General features: G+C 36.4%; 18 protein-coding genes. 11 read left to right on the forward strand and 7 right to left on the reverse strand.

The annotated features are described in order from the left end of the window. Positions 1–24 precede the first annotated feature (24 nt). The 4 genes from Ana3638_RS05045 to Ana3638_RS05060 all read right to left on the reverse strand — a co-directional run bounded on the left by Ana3638_RS05045 (position 25) and on the right by Ana3638_RS05060 (position 5,885). Entirely contained in the window at positions 25–1,380 is a 1,356-nt protein-coding gene (locus tag Ana3638_RS05045; protein ID WP_161837057.1) for a glucose-6-phosphate isomerase, read from the reverse strand. A gap of 277 nt (positions 1,381–1,657) precedes the next feature. After that, complete coding sequence (locus tag Ana3638_RS05050) at positions 1,658–3,109, reverse strand: hypothetical protein (RefSeq protein WP_161837058.1); 1,452 nt, start codon at positions 3,107–3,109, stop codon at positions 1,658–1,660. A gap of 247 nt (positions 3,110–3,356) precedes the next feature. After that, positions 3,357–4,055 (reverse strand): 5'-methylthioadenosine/adenosylhomocysteine nucleosidase, encoded by a 699-nt coding sequence (locus Ana3638_RS05055; protein WP_161837059.1) that lies wholly within the window; start codon positions 4,053–4,055, stop codon positions 3,357–3,359. Positions 4,056–4,142: 87 nt separating this feature from the next. Beyond that, entirely contained in the window at positions 4,143–5,885 is a 1,743-nt protein-coding gene (locus Ana3638_RS05060) for a methyl-accepting chemotaxis protein (protein WP_161837060.1), read from the reverse strand. Positions 5,886–6,189: 304 nt separating this feature from the next. Here Ana3638_RS05060 and Ana3638_RS05065 point away from each other — a divergent pair, with 304 nt between their 5' ends. From Ana3638_RS05065 to Ana3638_RS05105, 10 genes are all read left to right on the forward strand, one after another. Beyond that, positions 6,190–6,429: a TIGR03905 family TSCPD domain-containing protein gene (locus tag Ana3638_RS05065; protein ID WP_161837061.1), complete on the forward strand. Its 240-nt coding sequence runs from the start codon at positions 6,190–6,192 to the stop codon at positions 6,427–6,429. A gap of 3 nt (positions 6,430–6,432) precedes the next feature. After that, complete coding sequence (locus tag Ana3638_RS05070) at positions 6,433–7,497, forward strand: undecaprenyldiphospho-muramoylpentapeptide beta-N-acetylglucosaminyltransferase (RefSeq protein ID WP_161837062.1); 1,065 nt, start codon at positions 6,433–6,435, stop codon at positions 7,495–7,497. Between the two features lie 20 nt (positions 7,498–7,517). Continuing rightward, positions 7,518–9,317, forward strand: coding sequence for a sensor histidine kinase (locus Ana3638_RS05075; RefSeq protein WP_161837063.1), 1,800 nt, complete (start codon positions 7,518–7,520; stop codon positions 9,315–9,317). Continuing rightward, entirely contained in the window at positions 9,314–10,909 is a 1,596-nt protein-coding gene (locus Ana3638_RS05080) for a response regulator (protein WP_161837064.1), read from the forward strand. Before Ana3638_RS05075 ends, Ana3638_RS05080 begins: the two co-directional genes overlap by 4 nt. 120 nt (positions 10,910–11,029) lie before the next feature. Continuing rightward, positions 11,030–12,415: an ABC transporter substrate-binding protein gene (locus Ana3638_RS05085; RefSeq protein ID WP_161837065.1), complete on the forward strand. Its 1,386-nt coding sequence runs from the start codon at positions 11,030–11,032 to the stop codon at positions 12,413–12,415. 212 nt (positions 12,416–12,627) lie between these two features. Then, positions 12,628–13,503: a carbohydrate ABC transporter permease gene (locus Ana3638_RS05090; RefSeq protein WP_246240805.1), complete on the forward strand. Its 876-nt coding sequence runs from the start codon at positions 12,628–12,630 to the stop codon at positions 13,501–13,503. 16 nt (positions 13,504–13,519) lie between these two features. After that, complete coding sequence (locus Ana3638_RS05095) at positions 13,520–14,347, forward strand: carbohydrate ABC transporter permease (RefSeq protein WP_161837067.1); 828 nt, start codon at positions 13,520–13,522, stop codon at positions 14,345–14,347. Between the two features lie 160 nt (positions 14,348–14,507). Then, on the forward strand, positions 14,508–14,609 hold the full coding sequence (locus tag Ana3638_RS24915) for a glycoside hydrolase family 95 protein (protein ID WP_246240807.1): 102 nt from the start codon (positions 14,508–14,510) through the stop codon (positions 14,607–14,609). Then, positions 14,594–16,741, forward strand: a complete 2,148-nt coding sequence (locus Ana3638_RS05100; protein WP_161837068.1) for a glycoside hydrolase family 95 protein — start codon at positions 14,594–14,596, stop codon at positions 16,739–16,741. The genes Ana3638_RS24915 and Ana3638_RS05100 overlap by 16 nt, the downstream gene beginning before the upstream one ends. Positions 16,742–16,912: 171 nt before the next feature. Further along, positions 16,913–17,872, forward strand: coding sequence for an acetylxylan esterase (locus Ana3638_RS05105; protein WP_161837069.1), 960 nt, complete (start codon positions 16,913–16,915; stop codon positions 17,870–17,872). 130 nt (positions 17,873–18,002) lie between these two features. Here the strand turns inward: Ana3638_RS05105 and Ana3638_RS05110 are convergent, their stop codons facing one another. Beyond that, positions 18,003–18,416: an HIT family protein gene (locus Ana3638_RS05110; RefSeq protein ID WP_161837070.1), complete on the reverse strand. Its 414-nt coding sequence runs from the start codon at positions 18,414–18,416 to the stop codon at positions 18,003–18,005. A 162-nt stretch (positions 18,417–18,578) separates the two neighbouring features. Here Ana3638_RS05110 and Ana3638_RS05115 point away from each other — a divergent pair, with 162 nt between their 5' ends. Next, on the forward strand, positions 18,579–19,322 hold the full coding sequence (locus Ana3638_RS05115) for a sensor histidine kinase (RefSeq protein ID WP_161837071.1): 744 nt from the start codon (positions 18,579–18,581) through the stop codon (positions 19,320–19,322). A gap of 319 nt (positions 19,323–19,641) precedes the next feature. Here the strand turns inward: Ana3638_RS05115 and Ana3638_RS05120 are convergent, their stop codons facing one another. Beyond that, a complete protein-coding gene (locus Ana3638_RS05120) occupies positions 19,642–20,640 on the reverse strand; it encodes an SCP2 sterol-binding domain-containing protein (RefSeq protein WP_161837072.1) in 999 nt (332 codons plus the stop codon). Positions 20,641–20,643: 3 nt separating this feature from the next. Then, on the reverse strand, positions 20,644–21,720 hold the full coding sequence (locus Ana3638_RS05125) for a rhomboid family intramembrane serine protease (RefSeq protein WP_161837073.1): 1,077 nt from the start codon (positions 21,718–21,720) through the stop codon (positions 20,644–20,646). Between the last annotated feature and the right edge of the window lie 2 nt (positions 21,721–21,722).

Genomic DNA, 21,722 nt, shown 5'->3' on the forward strand with positions numbered 1-21,722 from the left:
CTTTATTATATAATAAATATTTTATTATGATTCTAATCTCTTTAATAATTCTTCTCTTTGTTTTTCAAATCCCGGTTTACCAAGAAGTGCAAACATATTCTTCTTATAACTTTCTACACCCGGTTGATCAAATGGATTAACTCCCAGGATATAACCGCTGATGCCGCAGGCAAATTCAAAGAAATAGAATAATTCACCTAAGAAGAATTCATTCTGTTCCGGAAGATTAACCAATAAATTAGGTACATGTCCGTCGGTATGAGCCAGTCTGGTTCCGTTCATGGCACTCTTATTGATAAAGTCCACACTCTTACCGGCTAAATAATTTAAGCCGTCTAAGTCCACCTCTTCCTCTTCCATAATAATCTCAACAGGAGATTTTTCAAGGTTAATAACTGTCTCAAACATAGTTCTCTGCCCGTCCTGTATAAACTGTCCCATGGAGTGAAGATCAGTTGTTAAATCAACTGCCGCAGGGAAAATTCCTTTCTGGTCTTTTCCTTCGCTTTCACCGTATAATTGCTTCCACCATTCAGAAACATAATGAAGGAAAGGTTCGTAGTTAGCAACGATTTCGATGTTCTTACCTTTTCTTAAAAGGATGTTACGTACGGCCGCATACAGCATGGCATCATTAGAGGCAAAAGGATTGTTAAGACAGCGTTCCCTCATGCTCTGCGCACCTTCCATTAATTTTGTTATGTCGGCACCGCTGACAGCAATCGGAAGTAAACCTACTGCGGTTAATACGGAATAACGTCCGCCTACATCATCCGGAACTACGAAGCTTTCATATCCCTCTTCTGTTGCCAGATTCTTTAAAGCTCCCTTAGCTTTATCCGTAGTTGCATAAATTCTCTTAGCTGCTTCTGCTTTTCCGTATTTTTCAATCAATAACTTTTTGAACACACGGAATGCAATCGCCGGTTCCGTGGTTGTACCGGATTTACTTATAATATTAATAGAGAAATCCCTGTCTCCGATTACTTCTATTAAGTGGCTGATATAGGTACTGCTGATATTATTACCTACAAAATAAATCTCCGGTGTCTTTCTGATTTCTTTTGATACGGAATTATAAAAACTATGTCTTAAGAACTCGATTGCTGCTCTGGCACCCAAATAAGATCCGCCAATTCCTATTACTAATAATACTTCAGAATCTTCTTTAATCTTTCCGGCAGCTTCCTGTATGCGTCTGAATTCTTCCTTGTCATAGTCTACCGGTAAGTCAATCCATCCTAAAAAATCATTTCCTGCGCCTGTTTTATTCAGTAACTCTGCTTTTGCATATTCTGCAATTTTTTCTATCATCTTTATTTCAGATTCGGTGATAAACCCTTTTGCTGCTGAATAATCAAATGTTACATATTTGCTCATTTCATGCACTCCTTTATTAGTCATTTATAGGGTTATTATTACATATTCCTATTTATTCTATCAAAGTGGTGCTGGTTAATCAATATCTTTTTTTGTATAAGAGATGTATTATATTTTGTAACTATTCATGCCACCCGAGATATTCTTAGAAATTCTAGTTATTCGGCGTAAAGTAATGAGAAACACTAGAAATATACATATATATGCATACTTTGTGCACATAAACGCATATAAACGTTGTTCGTCAGAACCGCAGTGACTGAATAGTCACTGCATTTTACGCTAAAAATTCCTTCAAAATATCTTCAATCAGCTTATCATCGGCAGTAGAAGCTTGCTTTGCTTTTTTAGCAGCCGGTTTTACTTTTTCTTCTTTGGCTGCGCTGGTTTTAATAATTTGTCCTTTTTCTACCTTTGGTTTTTCTACATGAGCTAATTCAACATTTACTTTTTCTACCGCAGCTTTTTCCATATGTAATTTTTCAGAACTATTAACCGCAGCCATCTTATCTTCTTTTTTGTTTTCAACTGCCGGTTTTTCATCCATTAATGTTGCTGCTATTTTATCCTCCCTGCTATACAAAATAACATCCTTTTCATCCTCATGGGTTTCTATATGCCTGCGTTCTCTGATTTCTCTCTTTAAACTTTCTTTTCTTTCCTGGGCTATGGTTTTATATTCAATAGGCTGCGCTTTGCGTTTTTCCTCTTTTACCGCTTTCTTTTCTAAAATTAATGCTTTCTTAATTTCTTCCTGTTTCCGCTTTTCTTCTTTTTTACGTTCTTCATTGGCTTTTACTTCAGATTTAATTCGTTCTATTTCAGCTCTTTCCGCTTCTCTTTTTCTTTCTAACGCGAGTTTGGTCTCCCTCTTAATACGTTCTTCTTCTTCACGAGCCTTTTGCCTATTCTGAACTTTAAGCATTTTCTTCTTTTCTTTATCCAGCCGTTTTGCTTCTTTTTTATTTAAAGCATCTGCTTTCTTTACTTCTTTATTATTTATTTTTTCAGCCCGTTTTGCTTCTTTTAGCCGCATCTTCTCTCTGATTTTTTCGGCTTTAGCTTTGGAGAGCTTGTCCTTCTTTTCTTTTCTGGTCAGTTTTCCTGTTTTCTCACTTGCTGCTGCCAGAAGTTCGGAACTATTGAAAGCCTGTTCTTCTTCATGAAGATATTCTTTTTTGTATTGTTCAATTAATTCAGGTGAAACCTGTTCCTGTTCTAATCGAACTTTTAAAATATTTTCCAGATAGTCTTTCATATTCAGACGGATTAATTCTTTTCTGCCGGAGAGATTAATTAACCCTTCTAAAAATATCAACAACCCGCTTGTTAAAATACCCACAGAAAATGTACTTAAAATCTGTTGTTTTCCACATTCATAAATAAGCCCTACAATCGTACTGATTGAACCAATCAAGATGCATAACATTAAAATTTGTCCACCGATGTTTTCCCATGTTGATAAAAGAATTCCACAAAATCTATGGCGAAAAACATACTTATCCACAAAAATATCCACATTATTCACACCTATTTTAAGTTTATAGCAGGTTTCAAACTTTTTCTTCATCATTTGAGTCAATTTATTCTTTGACTTTGCCATATTATCAGAAGCTTTAATCAGCCTTGAATAAACCAGATTTAATATTAACTTTAATAATATTCCGCATGCGCAAAGAGCTAACATTATGTATGAAAAAATATTTTTGTCAAATAACTCTTGTACCACAAAAAGGTCCCCTTTCTTCCCATTAATTTACAGTTATTATAACGAATAACTTTCCATTTGAAAAGAGAGGAGACCTATAAATCGGTTGACAAATCCGGTCACGGGTACACATGAGCCTGTTTCGTTCACCATTATTTTTATGGGATTTTATTCTATTATTGTATATTTTGGCATATCCTGTCAGATAGTGTCTACGAAAAGTTGTCTTATCCCATAACCTTTTCCTAATAATATATAATTACGTGCTTTATAAATCCTTAACCAGAGCGGTTATAAATTTCACCGTATGAGCTATGGCACCGGCTTCAAACTGGCCATAATCCATATGTGCACTGTCATCCGCTTTATCGGATATGGCACGTACAATTAAAAAAGGAACCTTATTTAAGTAAGCTGTCTGAGCGATAGCCGCACCTTCCATCTCCGTACAATACCCTTCGAATTGTGCCGCTATCCAGGTTTTTTTATCCTTATCCCCTATAAATTGGTCACCGCTTACAATTCTGCCAAGAAATACGGATATATCCGGATTAACCTGGCTGCATACGGCCTGTGCCTTTTTCGCAAGTTTTTCATCCGCTTTAAACACAGAGGTATCCATTCTGGGAATTACTCCGTAAGCATAACCAAACCCGGTTGCATCCACATCATGATGGAGGGTATCCGTAGAAATTACCATATCTCCTATATTTATCTCAGCTTTTAAAGAACCGGCGATACCTGTATTAAAAACCATATCTATATGAAATTCATCTACCAGAATCTGAGTACAAACAGCTGCATTAACTTTTCCTATACCGGAACGTACGATTACAACATCCCGGTCTTCTAATTTACCCGAATAAAAATCCATCCCTGCTTTACTTATAACCAGCACTCCGGTCATCTTTTCTTTTAACTGATTTACTTCCTCGTCCATTGCACCTATAATGCCGATTTTATCCATTATTTATCTCCTTAAAAATACCATATTTTTATATTGAAGTATTATAGCGGAATTCTTATAATCCTGCAAGGCTATTCACTTTTATCACTATAAATTTATTTTAAAGTTTTGAATCAGTCCTTTTAACTTTTGAGACATTCCTTTTACTGCATCACTTACTTCATTAATAACAGTCATGGTTGCAAGTATTTCCTGTGTAGAAGCAGAGGTTTCTTCGGTACTGGCTGCATTTTCTTCAGCAATTGCTGATAAAGTATGTACAATATCTACAATCCTTGAGCGGCTCTGTTCCATTTTATTGCTTACCGTATCAAGAGCTTCAATTTCATGGTCAATGGTTTTTATATTATCCATAATAGATATATATTTGACTTTAGTTTCATTAACACTTTCTGACTGAAGCTTAACGGCAGTTTTTACTGCTTCGCTTTGATTATCCGCATTCCGGACATTATTATTCAGATCCTCTAACATACTGTCAATCACATTGGTAGAAATTGTGGACTGCTCAGCTAACTGGCGGATTTCATCTGCTACAACGGCAAACCCTTTCCCGGCCTCTCCAGCCCTTGCCGCTTCGATTGCAGCATTTAAAGCCAGTAAGTTGGTTTTGTGGGCAATTTCTGTAATCATGCTGCTGGCCTCACCAATTTTAGCAGCACTTTCACTGGTTTTATCTATTATATCAAATATAGCGTGAAAGGAAACCTGGTTATTTTCCGTTATTTCCGTTAACTCATTTACCACCTTAAGGCCATCGCTGCTTACTTCATCAATCTGGCGGCTGGCAACGGACAAACCTTTACAGCTTTTAGCATTTTGAATGATTACTTCACCCAAAAGATCAATTTCTTTTACTACATTTTCTGTATCTAGAGCCTGTTGTCCGGCGCTTTTGGCTATCTCTCCCACCGTACTTGCTATTTCATTAATAGAATCCGTAACTTCGCCTGCACCGGTACTCATGGAAGATGAAGTAGCTTCCAGTTCCAGGGAGGTATTATTAATTAACGTAATAATATTACGCAAAGAATCAATCATAGTAATTACCGATGCTGACAGAGTACCAAGCTCATCTCTGGCTGTTAGCCTGTGAGGCTCAAAAGACAGGTCGTTATTAGTTAACTGATTCATATCCTTTGTAATATTAAGGATGTTTTTTCTTAAATATTTGATAATTAAAATAGCTAATATAAATAAAAACAGAATTACGGCAATAATTACAGGAACTGATATGATTATGCTGGTCATTACATCCTTTTGTATATCGGAAGATATTTTTTCTCCATATTCCTCCAGCAGTTCAGTCATAATATTAATATTTTCCCTTGCAGCATCAAAAGCTTCTGCTTGCACTTTTATATCACCTGTTCCATCTTCCGGGTGATACGCCTCTTTCCAGGTATTAAAATCTGCATTAAATTGTTTTTCAAGCTTCGCTAAGGTTTGATCTGTTCCTGAATGTGTAAATTGATTAAAAAGTTTTTTATTACCTTTCAGGTTATCAAGTGCAGTTATTATTCTTTCTAAGGTCTGGTTTATATTATCATTATAATCTGCGATAAGCGTTTCCTTTTTATCAGGCGTTAAAGAATCTCCGCCAAGGAGTAGCTCTTTCTCTGATAAGGAAGCCTGGTAAAAATCCCTGTCCGCATTTAAAATTAGGGCAGTACTGACAAAAACTTCATCGTATAATGCTTTTTTAGAAATTTTGCTTATATCCACAGAACGAATAATGAATATTGCCAATAGCACTACCATAGCGATAACAGCAGGAAGTATTAATAACCACAATTTTTTAGATACTTTTAAATTTTTAATCATATTCATTACCTCTCTCCGGATTTTTGTATGGGCTGAATACCCAAACCATTTGTATTTCTTCTGGTATTTCAACAACATTCTACTATATCCATTATAATTTGACAAGAAAATATAATTGTATCTTCACACCTACTTAATACCCATATGAATTATCAAAAGATAATGTATGATATAAAATCGGTTTACTATTTGTCACAAATTCATTCTTGCACCGTCTCTAAAAAATGATATAATAAGAAAGAACTTGGGCATATCAGGTTTTATAGAGAGTTAATGAATTATTTTATACATAAAGAAAGGACTGACGATTATGGTATATAAAGCTTCCGGTGTATGCTGCACCGAAATTACTTTTGAGGTAGAAGATAATATAATTAAAAATGTTAATTTTAAAGGAGGCTGCTCCGGTAATGCAGCCGGCATCTCTAAATTAGTAGTAGGTATGCCCGTCGATGAGGTAATTGCTAAGTTAGAAGGAACAAAATGCGGGTATAAATCTACCTCTTGTCCGGATCAGTTAACGAAAGCCCTAAAGGAATGGAGGAAATAAAAAATGAAACGTATTGTCTTAACCGGTGGTGGAACTGCCGGACATGTAACACCTAACATAGCCCTGCTGCCTGCACTTAAGAGAGAAGGATATGAAGTTAATTACATCGGATCCTATGATGGAATTGAGAAAAAGTTAATTGAGGAACTTAATATTCCTTACTATGGCATTTCCTCCGGTAAATTAAGACGATATTTTGATCCTAAAAATTTCAGTGATCCCTTTAAGGTAATGAAAGGTTATCTTGAAGCAGTTAAATTAATGAAACAATTAAAACCTGATGTTGTGTTTTCAAAAGGAGGTTTTGTTGCTGTTCCGGTCGTACTGGCCGCAAAAAGAAAAGGTATTCCGGTGATTATCCATGAATCGGATATGACACCGGGACTGGCCAATAAAATTTGTATCCCGTCTGCTAAAAGAGTATGTGCTAACTTCCCGGAAACGGTAAAATATTTGCCGGAAGGGAAAGCGATATTAACCGGTACGCCCATAAGGCAGGAACTGTTTTCCGGTAATAAGATGATGGGGCTTGACTTCTGCGGCTTTAACCGGAATAAGCCGGTTCTACTAGTGGTGGGAGGCAGTACCGGTTCCGTAATTGTGAATGAAGCGGTAAGAGCAATTCTTCCTGCCTTATTGGAGAAATATCAGGTCGTTCATTTGTGCGGTAAGGATAAGGTAGATGAAAAGTTTAATAAAACTCCCGGTTATGTTCAGTATGAATATATCAAAAAAGAACTGAGTGATCTTTTGGATGCGGCTGATGTTGTAATCTCAAGAGCCGGTGCCAATGCTATCTGCGAACTACTGGCACTTAGAAAACCTCATATCCTGATTCCATTATCCGCTGCTTCCAGCCGCGGTGATCAGATTTTAAATGCAGAATCTTTTGAACGGCAGGGTTACAGCTATGTTTTAAAGGAAGAGGTTTTGACCGGGGTATCATTATTAAATGCAATTGAAACCGTATATAGTAATAGAAAGACATATACAGAAGCCATGAGTCAGAGTAAATTAAATAACTCCATTGAGACAATTATCCAGTTAATTAAAGAAGTTTCTAAATAAATGGACAGACAGAGGGTACTATGGAAAAACTACATGTAGTTAAAATGATGAAGCAACAATTTAAAAACATGCCTATCCGTAATAAATTCACTGCAGTATGTATTTCCATCATGCTTGCTTTGGTTGTCTTAATTCTAGTAATTTCCAATATCATCCTGTACAATTCCGATATAAAGAAAACAAAGGAAATTGCACAGGATGAATGCGAAATCATTAAAGTGCGCTTAAATTCCATGCGGGATAACCTGGTTATCTGTACTAATATGCTGACTCAGGATATTAACCGTATTTATCGGGATACGAATATGCGGAATATAAACGATGTGTCCTTTGTATCCATAAAAAAGAACATTAATGCGGCATTGGATTATGATAAAAGGAGCTTTGCGGATATTCATTCCATTCTTTTTGTTGATGCCAGAAGAAATATGGTTTCCGTAGGTCTTACTTCCAATCCGGATTACAAGATAGTGAAAGAGGAGCTGCTTTCTCAAATTGCAGATTTTGGTCTGGCCAAAAACGTGCAGTTACCAATAAAATACAGGACTTACTTTAACTCAGATGAACCTGTTTTAACTTTCGGAAAACGCATTATCAGTATGGATACCGGGGAAATTATCGGTTACATTTTTATTAATATAAAAGAAAGCACCATATCTTCCATATTTCCCGGAACTAAGGGTGAAGTTTTTAAACGTTCCTATTATCTGGCTGATGAATCCGGTATTATCAGGTCATCTTCGGAGAAATCCGCACTATTAAAAGGCATTCAGGAAAAGAATCTATTGGAATATGTCAAAGAATTTAAAGATGACAGTAAGAAACTTTTTATCCAAAGGGAAGCATATCTGGTGACCAAAAAACCGGTTACTGTTTTATCTTTTAATTTAGTAAGCCAAATTTCCATTCGTGATTTGACACAAAATATCCGAACCACATCCAAAATTATTATAATATTAGGTATTACCGGGATTATCATAGCGGTTATCCTTATTTTTATCATGTCTAATTTTATCACCACTCCCATTCATATACTAACCGATGCGGCAGAAAAAATCCAGGAAGGCGATTTTACGGTACATTGTGAGAGTAATACGGAAGATGAGGTTGGTATTCTTTCAAGAGCTTTTAATACCATGACCGTAAAAATCGACAGACTGTTAAACCAGATTAAAGCAGAACAAAAAAGGAAAAGAGAATACGAACTGGCTTTAATCCAGTCACAGGTAAAACCTCATTTTTTATATAACACACTGGATTTAATCTATGTCTTATGTGAAAGCGGTATGCCGAAAGAAGGTGCAAAAGTCACAAAATCCCTGGCTGATTATTATAGGACAAGTTTAAGCAGCGGCAAAGAGATTATTTCCATTGGAGAAGAAATAAAAAATATTGAAAATTATTTATATATCCAGAGGGAACGTTATTGTGATTTAATTGAATTTGAAATTAAGTCAGATAAAAAAGCAGAAAATTACTCCATACTGAAAATGACTTTACAGCCAATTGTAGAAAATGCCATTTATCATGGCTTAAAGGAGAAAGGTTCAAAAGGTAAGATTTTGGTTACTGTAAATATGGAGGAATCCGCGATTTTACTGTCTGTAGAAGATGATGGGGTTGGAATGAGTATAGAGCGTATGGATGAAGTGTTAAAGGAAAATAAGCAGGAATACAAGCAGCATTTTGGACTCCGCAGTGTAGACGAAAGGATTAAGCTATATTACGGTGAATCCTTCGGCATACGGACCCAAAGTACGTCAGGCAAAGGTACAAAAGTGTTTATACGGATTCCGAAAAAGATGGAGGATGAACTATGATAAGAGTACTCATAGCAGATGATGAACCCCACTTTCGTAATTATATGGAACGGGTTATAGCCTGGGAGGAATTAGGATTTAAAATCTGCGGTATCTGTAAAAACGGAGAAGAAGCTTTAGAAACCACCAAGGAGACGTTTCCTGATATTGTACTTCTTGATATTAATATGCCCGGTATGGATGGAATTTCTCTTGCCAGGATATTAAAACAGATGAATCCTAATCTTTACATCGTATTTGTTACAGGTTATTCCGAATTTGAATACGCCCGAAAAGCGGTTCAGATAGGGGTGGATGAATACATCCTCAAACCTTTTACCAAAGAAGAACTTACCAATATCATGATTAAGCTTAAACTTAAGATACAGAAGCAGACTGCTTCCCTGTTTAATCAGAAAGCGGATAAAGAAATAGTAAAAGAGGAATTATTAAAACAGTTGATCCGTGGAATTTCCCCAAATCGATTGGAAGAATTCCTGGAGAAATTAGAACGGGTGGATATACAGTTATCCGGTACTAATTATCTGGTCAGTGTGATAGAAATCGATAATATCTCAAATATGTGGAAGCAGTCGGATGAAATTGACTTATGGAAATTCGGTATTTCAAACGTTACACAGGAAGTGCTTAATTTAGAGGGTATAAGACATTTAATATTTAACGGGTTTGAAGACCGGATTGTATCCATATTAATTAATAATTCAGATATTGATCTTCATGAATTTACTAAACCTTATTACGAAAGCATTAATTTATTAATAAAAGAATATTTTAGCTTTACCATATCTATTGGCATCGGAACTGTTATCAAAAAAGCAGACGATATTGCAGAATCTTACCGGCACGCCATGGCTGCGCTGGAAGAAAAGTTCTTATTAGGGCCGGATCGGGTGATTTGTTATGATGATGTTGCCAGACAGAACAGGGAAGCTAATTTTTACCGCCTTGATTTAAATGAATCTTTACTAAATTGCTTAAGAAAACATGAAAAGGATGAATTATTAAGTATTATTGATGAAGCAAGACAGGTTATTATGGATAAAAATCTAACCGTAGATTATGCTTATATGATAATAAGCGGTATGATGTCTATCTGCCTTTCCTATATAACTGAAATGAACGGTAATATAAGTGAAATATATGGTTCGGAATTCTCGCCCTATTCCGAATTGTATGCGAAAGGATCTTTAGATGAGTGTTTTTCCCTGCTGAAAGAAATTTTCTTAAAAGCTATGGATGCGTTTAAAGTAACTTATTCTAAAAGAGGAATTGAAATTGTACAGCAGGTACAGCAGTATATTGAAAATAATTATAAAGATCCGGAATTAACGGTGGAAAAGATAGCTGCAGGAGTTTTTCTGGACAGCAGTTACATCAGACGGGTAATTTCAAGGCAAATTGGCTGTACGGTATCTGACCTGGTAACCAATATCCGTATGAAAGAGGCGATAAGGCTGATGGAGCACCAGGAACTTAGTATTGGGGATATTGCAGAACAGATCGGGTATAATGAACCAGGGTACTTCAGCAAATGTTTTAAAAAATGTTATGGAATTACCCCAAAACAATATTATAACCAACGTAAAAGTTAGAGTTGAAGCAGGACACTTGTGTCCTGTTTTTTTCATAAACAGACACGTATATTACTTCATCTTCCAGAGATTGAGATGTTATACTTTAGTTACAAAACTTAATGAATTGGAGGAATTTTTATGAAACTAAGAAAATTATTAAGCATTACCTTAGTGGCAGCCATGGTTCTTGGCTTAACCGCTTGCGGGGGAAAAGGCAGTTCAACGGAATCACCGGAAAAAACCGGCAGTGAATCTGTAAATACCGATACGGGTAATGCTGAAACCGGCAGTATGGATTCAGCTTCAACGGACGCTGCCAACACGAAAGAAATAACCTATAAAGTATGTACTTATTACGGCGGTGACAGTACCGTATTTGCTGAATTTGCAGCAGAAAAAATTAAAGAAAAATATCCAAATGTAACATTAGAATTTGAAACTCTTCCATCCGACGGTGGTTTAACCATTAAAACCAGAGCTGCAACAGGTGATTTACCGGATATCTTATTAGTAGATTCCGGATCCATCGATGTACTTGCAAAAAGCGGCAGTATCATTACTTTAGATGAATATGTAGATAAATTAAATATCAAAGATTATTACACTCCTGCTATTATGGAAAACTGCCTGTATTCACCGGACGGTCATGTATATCAATTCCCTATGGGAAGTATATCACCGATTCTTTGGTATTATAACAAACAGATCTTTGCTGATAACAACGTAAAAGTACCTACGAATTTTGATGAATTAATGACGGCTGTTACTGCTTTTAAAGAAAAAGGTATCATTCCAATGGCAATGTTCGGTAAAGAACCATGGCCTCTTGGGGCATTTTTTGATACTTTTGCAGTAAAAGAAAATCCGGGCGGAAATTATGCTTTATCAAAGGGTGAAGCAAAAGCTTCCGATGAATCTTATTCTAAGATTATAGGAAAAATGGAACAGGCTATTAAGGCCGGAATCTTCCAGGATGGTGCGACCAATACAGATTTTGATACCGCATCCGCATTATTTAAAGAGGGAAAATCAGCTATGTTTTTAAACGGAAGCTGGTATACTGCCGATGCTATAACCGGTTTAGGAGACAAAGCAGATGTTATTTTATCCTATCCTACTGCAGATGCAGGTAAGGAAACTGTGAACCAGTATAGTATGACCGGCGGCGGCGATACCAGCGGTATGGCAGTCACAGCCAATGCCGAGGATAAGGAATTAGCAGCTAACATAGCATTTTTATTTGCTTATTACCGTGAAGTAGCTCAATATGAGAAGAACTCTTTAGTTACAACTCCTCTTCAGACAGACGGTTTAACATTGGAAAATGAACTGGATCCGATTTCCGCTAAATTACTGGAAACCATACCTCAATTTTCTTACAATACCAAGTTCCTTCATACCTTGCCAAATACCAAGTTTGCAACAACCTTTACTGAAGAAATGCAGAAACTTCTGGTTGGTGAAACTAAAGATGATTTTATTAAAAATGTAGATAAGAGTATTGAAGATACAGTTCAGAAATAAAAAGTCGAACTAATAATTTAATTTTATAAAACCGGGCGTAAGTTGAAAATTCATCCAATGGATTTGACCATTTCAATTACGCCCATTTATATCACTTATTTTGTGAATCATACAATTATGTTTACAAGTTAAGCTTTAAGAAAATATTTCAAAGAAAGGTGGCTGTATCGCAGGCGGTACTGCGGTATGTTAATGGTATAAGCATGAACAGAATGTTAGGTAACAAAAAAGCAATATTAATTTTTACAATGCCTACTTTAATTGTATTTACTGTTTTTGTATTTTATCCGGTATTTCAAACATTCTATCGCAGTTTTTTTGAATGGGACGGAATTACGGATGCAGTTTTTACCGGACTTAATAATTATAAAGAACTATTTCAGGATGACCTGTTTTATGAATCCCTGAGAAACGGTATGATTTTTGCCGGAATCTTATTGACGGTTCAGGTAGGTTTGGCTACTTTGCTTACTTTTGCTTTAATGAATCATAAAATACGGGGAAAACGTTTTTTCCGTACTGCTTTTTTTATTCCGGTTGTATTATCTGTAACCGTAGTGTGCCAGTTATGGGCCGCTATTTATAATCCGGAATTCGGGCTGATCAATCACGTTTTTGAACTTCTTGGAATGAGTTATCGGCAAAACTGGCTTTCGGACATGAAATTGGCGATTATCGCAGTTACTTTTGTAAATGTATGGCAATATACCGGTTATCAGTTTGCAATTATATATGCCGGTGCCAAATCAATTCCGGAAGATTATCTGGAAGCAGCTAGGATTGACGGTGCTTCCAATTGGAAAATCAATACCCGGATTATTCTGCCTCTATTAAAGGATACTTACCGTATGTGTTTTATCTTTGCGGCTACCGGGGGATTAAATGCATTTGCTCATATGAATTTACTGACAAAAGGCGGTCCCGGAACTTCTACTTACACCCTCACATATATGACTTTCCGCAGTGCTTTTACGGTAAGTGAATTTGGTTACGGCTGCACTTCCGCGGTTATTTTAGTATTGCAATGTCTGATTGCAACAATTCTTGTAAATAAAATCTTTTCACTAAAAGAAAGTGCAACATATTAATAAGGAGGCTGGTTTCATGAAAAATATTAAAACGGTATTGTTAACAATTGCACTTTTCCTGTTTGGCTGCATATGTATCTATCCGCTTATTTATCTGTTATTTTATTCTCTGAAAACAAATGAAGAGATTTTCTATATCAATCCTTTTGGATTCCCGGAAAATCCTCAGTTTAATAATTATATAGACGCAATTAATGCCTTTAATATACCGGGTTTCTTTAAAAACAGTATTCTGGTATCAGCATTTTCCATTATTGGAGTTATGATATTAGCACTTCCTTTTGCCTATGCAACTACAAGAATGAAGTGGAAAATGAAAAATGCGGCAGCAACCTATCTGACTTTGGGATTGTTCATACCCATCCAGGTTATCGTTCTTCCCCTTGCAATTCTGGTACGTCAAATGCATTTGTCCAATACGTACTTAGCATTAATCATTCCTTATATTGCATTTAACGTATCCTTTTCCAGTATGATTCTGGCTACTTCTTTTCGTGCACTTCCGAAAGAAATGGAGGAATCTGCGTTTATGGACGGAGCTTCCATCTACCGTACTTTCCTGCATATCATCATGCCTCTTGCAAAACCTGCCATTGCAACAGCCATAATATTTGTATTTCTTGGGGTCTGGAATGAATATACGGTAGCCTCCATATTTATAACAGATAATGCAATTAAGACCTTACCGGTCGGGCTGGCCTCTTTTACAGGAGAACATTCCACGGATTGGGGGGCTATGGGTGCCAGCCTTATGATAGCAAGTATACCAACTATTATTATCTACATCATTTTCAGTGAACAGATAGAAAAGGCGCTTACTATAGGCGGTGCTGTGAAAGGGTAATAAGATAGATTAAATATAATGAAAGACTGTAAAATGGTTTAAATATGTGATTTGCAATCATCTTATTTTAACATATAAAGTTTCCATTCTTATAAATATTAATTAAACCAGCTATATATGCAAGTTGTTAGAGTATTAAGAATGAAATAAGGAGAGTCTTATGAAAAATTTACTAATGTATGATAAACCGGCAGAAGCATGGGAAAAAGGTATGGCTCTGGGAAACGGCAGAGTGGGGCCATGCTTTTGGGTGAACCTTTAAAGGAAAGAATCTGGCTCAATGAAGACACTTTATGGTCCGGTTTTCCGACAGATTATAATGATGTGAATACTTCTTATTATCTGGAGGAAGTTCGTAATCTTATCTTCCAAAAGAAATACAAAGAAGCCGGTGACATCATCAACCATCATATGGTTGGAGTATGGAATGAATCCTATCTGCCAATGGCTGACCTGTTTATGGATATAAACGGGATATCAAATAATACGAATGAGTATTACAGGGAGTTGGATTTAAGTAAAGGAGTCAGTACCGTGCGCTTCAAATCCGACGGCGTCAAATATGAACGTTATGCTTTTTGTTCTTTTCCCGATCAGGTTCTGGTTATCCGTTTGAAAGCAACCGGTAAGCTAAAAGATTCGGTTAAGGTTCGGTTAGGCAGTCAATTAAATCATTGGCTTACTTATGAAAACAATGACATTATATTAAACGGCTGGAGTCCTTCCGTTGTAGAACCGGATTATTATCCAGCCGAAAATCCAATTATTTATGAGCCATATGATAATACAAATGCAATTAAATTTCAGGTACGGTTAAGGTTAATTACTGATGGTACTGTTACAGCAGATAATAAACAGCTTATTGTTACAGATGGCAGCGAAATACTTCTTCTATTAACAAGTGCTAATAGTTTTCAAGGTTATGACAAAAATTCTGATAGTGAATATAAAACAAGGATCATAAAGTGTTTAGAGGATGCAGCCAATAAAACTTATTCTGAATTGCTGGATCGGCATATAAAAGACTTTAATAATTTGTTTCATAGAGTTGACTTAGATTTAGGACATACGGATAATGAAAAGCTCCCGATGGATAAACGTATAGAACAATTCTATCTTGGCAAATCCGACCCGGAACTGATTGCATCTGCTTTTCAATTCGGACGTTATCTTCTGATATCCAGTTCCAGAGAAGGCACACAGCCTGCTAATCTTCAGGGAATTTGGAACAATGCCCTCAGAGCCCCATGGAGTTCTAATTATACGGTAAATATTAATACCCAGATGAATTACTGGCCTGTAGAAAACTGCAATTTGTCAGAATGTGCAGAGCCTTTAATTCAACTTATTAAGGATATCTCTGTTACCGGTGAGAAAACGGCCAAATCAAACTATAACTGCCGGGGTTTCGTTGCTCATCATAATATCGATTTATGGCGCAAAACAACAGCTGTAGGTTCCAGGAGTAAGGAAGTTGATACTCTTCCCTGGTCTTTCTGGCCAATGTCCGGAGGATGGTTATGCAGACATTTATGGGATCATTATACCTACACCATGGATGAGAAATTTCTAAGAGAAACTGCTCTTCCGGTGATGGATAAAGCTGCACTGTTTTATTTGGACTGGCTGGTTGAATATAATGGGGAACTTGTAACAAATCCCTCCACCTCACCTGAAAATCTCTTCCAGGATAATGGTACAACTTTTGGAGTAACCTATGGTTCAACCATGGATATTTCTATAATTAAAGAATTATTCCAAAACTGTATCAAAGCAATGGATATATTAAAAATAACAGAAGATAACGAATTATACGAGGAAATAAAAAATTCCCTGGCAAAACTGCCGCCCTTTAAAATAGGCAGATACGGTCAATTACAGGAATGGTATGAGGACTTTGAGGAAAATGATCCGGAGCACAGACATCTTTCCCTGCTGTATGGTTTATATCCATCGGATTTAATTGACGAAAACCAAAACCCTGAAGTTTGTGAAGCCTGTAAAGTTACCCTGAAACGCAGGGGAGAAGATGGGGTCCCCTGGAGCAGAGCCTGGAAGATTGGAATATGGGCACGGTTAAAAGACGGAGAAAAGGCATATACCGAGGTGAAGCGGTTTTTGCAGCCGGCTAATTCCAATGAGATTTCCTATACCGATGGCGGTGTATATAATAATCTGTTCTGTGCAAGGCCACTTGAAGTAGACGGAAACTTTGGATTTACCGCTGGTTTAGCTGAGATGCTGGTACAGAACCACACAGGCAAGACGGAATTTTTACCAGCCATACCCTCCAGTTGGAAAAACGGTTATGTAAAAGGTCTTAAAATACGGGGTAATAAAGAAATTGAGATCGAGTGGAAAGATGGTAAGATCGTAAAATCTAATATAATTTAAAATAAAGAAAATGTTTAACTTTTTATGATTTAGTAACTTTTTTTAAAAATACCTATAGTTTAACAATACCTGTTATCAGAACCAAATTAATAGCGATTTAATAATATATATTTTTAATATTATTCATTTTAGTGATTTTAAGATAAATACAGAGAAGAGGAGATTGATGATATGCCAATGTTGGATATGCCTTTACAGGAGCTGAAAAAATATTCGGGCAGCTCACCGAAACCGGACGATTTTGATGAATATTGGGCCCGGGCATTAAAAGAGATGAATGAAGTAAAAGCAGAACCGGAGTTTATAAAATCCGATTTCGAAACACCTTATGCTTACTGTTATGACCTGTTTTACCGCGGAGTAAAAGGTGCCAGAATTCATGCTAAATTATTAATACCTAAAAAAATCGAAGGATCAGCACCGGCCGTATTAAATTTTCACGGGTATACCGGTAATTGCGGCAACTGGTTTGATAAACTCCCCTTTGCGGCGGCCGGTTTTGTAGTTGCAGCCCTGGATTGCAGAGGTCAGGGCGGTTTATCGGAGGATGTGGGAGGTATTAAAGGTAATACCATGGAAGGTCACATTATCAGAGGATTAGACGGAGACCCTGATAATATGCTTATGCGCAATATTTTCCTTGATACCGCACAGCTTGCTAAAATTATAATGGAAATGCCCAAGGTTGATGAAAACAGAGTAGGTGTATACGGCGTATCCCAGGGAGGCGGGCTCTCCCTCGCCTGCGCTTCCTTAGAACCGCGAATTGCAAAGGTTACCATACAGTATCCTTTCTTATGTGATTATAAAAGAGTCTGGGAAATGGATTTAGCAAAGGATGCATATAAAGAACTGCAATCCTATTTTCGCTTTTTTGATCCCCTTCATGAAAGAGAAGATGAGGTATTTAACCGCCTTGGTTACATAGACGTGCAAAACTTAGTTCCAAGAATTAAAGGTCAGGTTCAGATGGCAATTACATTAATGGATAATATTTGCCCGCCTTCTACTCAGTTTGCAGCATATAATAAGATTACCGCCCCAAAAGAAGCTAACATCTATCCGGATTTTGGGCATGATTTTTTACCTGGTAATGAAGACAGGATGTTTCGGTTCCTAATGCAATTATAATACAAAAACTGCCCCTATAAATCGATGGGCCGTAATCCCTTTTGTTAGAAAAAATCTAATGGAAAGACTTTGCTTCACCGATTGGGGGCAGTTTATGATCATAAGCTTTTTTATAATAAAATTTGAATTTTTAGATTCGTTTATTTATCGCAGCAGCTATCATTTCTGCTTCTCCTGCTTTATAACTGTCATGAGCCCAGGTAATACGCACGGAATCGCCTATATATCTGGGGATGAGATGGATGTGAAAATGGAATACTGTCTGACCTGCTGCATCTCCATTGTTTTGCAGAATGTTCAAACCATCACACTTTAGCTCTTCCTGCATGGCTTTTGCTACTTTAGCCGCAACAACGAAAATTTTAGATGCGGTATCCTCATCCATCTCAAAAATGTTGGCAATGTGTTTCTTCGGTATTAAGACGGCATGTCCCTTGACTGCGGGAGAAATATCCATTATTACCTTAAAATCGTCATCTTCATACAGCGTAACAGAAGAAATTTCATTCCCAATAATCTTACAAAATATACAATTATTATTCATATTTCTGCCTCCAAAATCTTATAATTTATAATTCTACAATTTTTGTTTCATTTATAGCCTCTTATTAAGTATTTTAAAAGTGTTTACTGTCGTTTCTTGTAAACGAGATTTTATTGTATAATGTACCATATTCTGCTAATATTAGCTCAGGAGGTGAACAAAATGTTTACGAAGGAAGAACAACAAAAGCTAACGGAATTAATGAATTCCAACAACGATTTTGCTTATTATTTTAACAAAGTTTCAAATGAATGTAAGCTTCTTACCTCACAAATCTCTCATGAGTTACGTAACCCCCTAACCCTAATTAAAAGTACTGCACAATTAATTGAAACCGTAAATCCCGAAGTTAAGAACTTTAAATACTGGGATCAGTTAAAAGAAGATATTGACGGATTAGAAACTTTATTAATAGAGGTTAGTAAATTTAATCACAGTGAGTCAGTTAACAAGCAAAAGCAAAATTTCTTTCTTTTACTCAAATCGATAGTAAGCACCTTTCGACCCCTTGCCGAGCAAAACGGTATTGAATTGTCATTAACAATAGCAGAAGCTGATATCCCCTATTATATCAGCTATTCCTTAGACTCAGTTAAAATTAGCCAGGTCTTTACGAACTTGATTCGTAACGCTTTTGAAGCAACGGAAAGCGGCTGCTATATTAACATAGTATGCAAAGTATTTGCACCATCATATCTGACAATTGAAGTCCAAAATAACGGTAGAATGATACCCCCTGATGAATTGCCCACTATTTTTAGACCATTTGTAACCTATAAGTCTGGTGGTTCCGGTCTTGGACTAGCGATTTCTTCCAATATCATTGCAGCTCATAACGGCACGATCGAAGTGACCTCTTCTGAGGAGAAAACAAGCTTTATTATCCAATTGCCACTATTTGAATAACAACTGTTTAAACAATATGGGAACTCCCCCCATACTGCTTATTCTGACGTTCAGGACATAATTACACTTTACATAATTTTGACCCCAAATACCTGTTAATTTCAAAGGATTAGCTTAATAGCTAATCCTTTGAAATTTCCGACTATTCAGTCACTGCGGTTCTAACGATCAAAGCACAAGTGTACTTCGGCTTACAAAATATATAAAAATATAAATATTTCATAAGATGCATACTTTGGGCATGTTCTTCAATGCTGCGAAACAATCCGAAATTCCACATACAAAGTTAGTATAGTTCAATGATAGTATATATCTATATTTATAAAATATTAAACTGAAATACCTGGTCAAAAGTTCGTAATGTTTTAAAATTCCCTTTTGCCGTAAGATCACCGGACATAAAAGCTCTCTGCATCGTCATACGGCCGTTTATTATTTTATTTATAATATCATACGTGGTTCTAGCGTTAACATCCGCGTCTTCTTTTTCTCCATAAAAACAATTCAAGTTTATACCGTCTACTTCAATAACCATAGTCCTGTCAGTATCCGTCATAGTAATAGCATAAATGGCTTTAAAATCATTCAGAGGATGGAAATTTTCTTTCAGATTTCGTATAAACTCCTGATGATTTTCATTTTCCTGTGTACCAAGCATTCCCTTAAATATTTGAGCCAATTCCTCAATATCCTCTTTCTGTTTTTTAACATAAGTATCATCCGATACATACATGGATAATTGTTCACTTTCCTGAGGTGTTAAATCAATGGAAGCAGACCTTAAAACATTGTTTCGAATGACTGAATTGCTTACCGGGAGCATTTTTGTTTTCTGATTAATTATCTTGTAGAATAATTCTGCCTGTTTCTCAATAATCTGCCCATATGCAGAATTAGTCTCAAAGTCTACGTGATCCTCAACATAAGCACGCAGACCATTGCAGGCAATTCCTCCCAGCATTTCCCAGGCTTTAATTAAATACAGCTCTGCTTCTCTTTCTCCATAAGAATTCGCCATAACCACAGGAAGCATATATAATTTACTGATATGTTCCTTATCTGCATAAAGCCAGCAGGCATCCAGGAATTGCTGCATATACCCTCCAATACCCAGCCATTCCACTGTAGTAGCCAATATAACACCGTCAGCTTCTTTTAAGGTTTTAGGCAAAACAGCAATCGCATTTTTTTCTTCATATAAGTTATACCTGACAACATTAACACGAATTTCATTTAAGACCTCGGTTAATTTATTAATAACGTATAAAGTAGGATCCTCTATAAGTCCCCTTCCGCCATAATAAATATTTACATTCATGTTTTAACCCCTTTCCGGTTCCTTTTTCTTATGTTTACGATACAAGATGGCTGCAAGTACAATACCCGCTAACAGTCCTCCGATATGAGCGGCATTATCCACACCCTGACTTGTCAGGCCTCCATATAAGCTGAATATTACGAATAGAATAATCTGCCTTGTACTAATATCCTCCAGCCGGCCTTTATTTACTGCAACAATATAAGCCATAGCGCCTACCACTCCGAATATAGCACCGGAAGCACCTATAGAAATGGTATTTAAATTATTTACCATATTATAACTCATGGATGCAATCCCTGCAATAATTCCTGAACCAAAATAGATTAATAAATACCTCCACTTACCGGAAGCCCTTTCCACATTATCACCAATAATAAGCAGTACAATCATGTTATTGGCTAGATGTTCCATACCTCCATGCAAAAACATGTAAGTAAATAAACGGTAATATTCATCCTTATATTTTATCGCAGGCCAATATAATGCTCCCGCATCTACAATACCATTATTTAAAAAGGGTATATAACCTCTTTCTATGATAAAAAATACAAGTATATTCAAAAGCACCAGAAAGGTATTGCATTTTGCAAAATATTTTGTCCAAAAAGAACCGGTTACTGCATTTTCCCTGAATTCGTCAGGAGAATTAAGAAATGGTTCTGCCCCCGAACCGGAAATCTGCAAACTTAATAAAATATCCTCTAATTCACTTCGAGTACCCACAAAATCAGGGTTCTGGTCCTCATAAATAATCAACCTTACATGAAGAGTATCGATAATCCATACATTCCTTCCGCTTAACGTAAGATTACGCACAGCTTCTACGTGATCGGTACAGATAATAGCCTGAATATGGATAGAAGTAAATCCCTTCTCCGAATAATTCTTATATAGCTGTGCTTGAATATTTTTAAACTGGTCATAAGTAAATTCAGTACCTGCCTTAAAATCAAAAATTGCAAATATATTAATTTCATTATCAAAAGTATGATAAAGAAGATAAATGCCTTTGACATTTACCTCCACCTTTTGAAATCCCTTTTCAACTAGTTTGGTTCTGATTTTCTCAATGATCATAT

Source organism: Anaerocolumna sedimenticola (assembly GCF_009931695.1).
GTDB lineage: Bacteria > Bacillota > Clostridia > Lachnospirales > Lachnospiraceae > Anaerocolumna > Anaerocolumna sedimenticola.

Bases quoted from the DNA above. Each gene is read 5' to 3' on its own strand.
- Ana3638_RS05120 (WP_161837072.1), bottom strand. From the start codon at position 20,640: ATGAATGTAAATATTTATTATGGCGGAAGGGGACTTATAGAGGATCCT.
- Ana3638_RS05080 (WP_161837064.1), top strand. From the start codon at position 9,314: ATGATAAGAGTACTCATAGCAGATGATGAACCCCACTTTCGTAATTAT.
- Ana3638_RS05090 (WP_246240805.1), top strand. From the start codon at position 12,628: ATGTTAGGTAACAAAAAAGCAATATTAATTTTTACAATGCCTACTTTA.
- Ana3638_RS05125 (WP_161837073.1), bottom strand. From the start codon at position 21,720: ATGATCATTGAGAAAATCAGAACCAAACTAGTTGAAAAGGGATTTCAA.
- Ana3638_RS05110 (WP_161837070.1), bottom strand. From the start codon at position 18,416: ATGAATAATAATTGTATATTTTGTAAGATTATTGGGAATGAAATTTCT.
- Ana3638_RS24915 (WP_246240807.1), top strand. From the start codon at position 14,508: ATGAAAAATTTACTAATGTATGATAAACCGGCAGAAGCATGGGAAAAA.
- Ana3638_RS05095 (WP_161837067.1), top strand. From the start codon at position 13,520: ATGAAAAATATTAAAACGGTATTGTTAACAATTGCACTTTTCCTGTTT.
- Ana3638_RS05055 (WP_161837059.1), bottom strand. From the start codon at position 4,055: ATGGATAAAATCGGCATTATAGGTGCAATGGACGAGGAAGTAAATCAG.
- Ana3638_RS05065 (WP_161837061.1), top strand. From the start codon at position 6,190: ATGGTATATAAAGCTTCCGGTGTATGCTGCACCGAAATTACTTTTGAG.
- Ana3638_RS05075 (WP_161837063.1), top strand. From the start codon at position 7,518: ATGGAAAAACTACATGTAGTTAAAATGATGAAGCAACAATTTAAAAAC.
- Ana3638_RS05085 (WP_161837065.1), top strand. From the start codon at position 11,030: ATGAAACTAAGAAAATTATTAAGCATTACCTTAGTGGCAGCCATGGTT.
- Ana3638_RS05115 (WP_161837071.1), top strand. From the start codon at position 18,579: ATGTTTACGAAGGAAGAACAACAAAAGCTAACGGAATTAATGAATTCC.
- Ana3638_RS05070 (WP_161837062.1), top strand. From the start codon at position 6,433: ATGAAACGTATTGTCTTAACCGGTGGTGGAACTGCCGGACATGTAACA.
- Ana3638_RS05045 (WP_161837057.1), bottom strand. From the start codon at position 1,380: ATGAGCAAATATGTAACATTTGATTATTCAGCAGCAAAAGGGTTTATC.
- Ana3638_RS05060 (WP_161837060.1), bottom strand. From the start codon at position 5,885: ATGAATATGATTAAAAATTTAAAAGTATCTAAAAAATTGTGGTTATTA.
- Ana3638_RS05105 (WP_161837069.1), top strand. From the start codon at position 16,913: ATGCCAATGTTGGATATGCCTTTACAGGAGCTGAAAAAATATTCGGGC.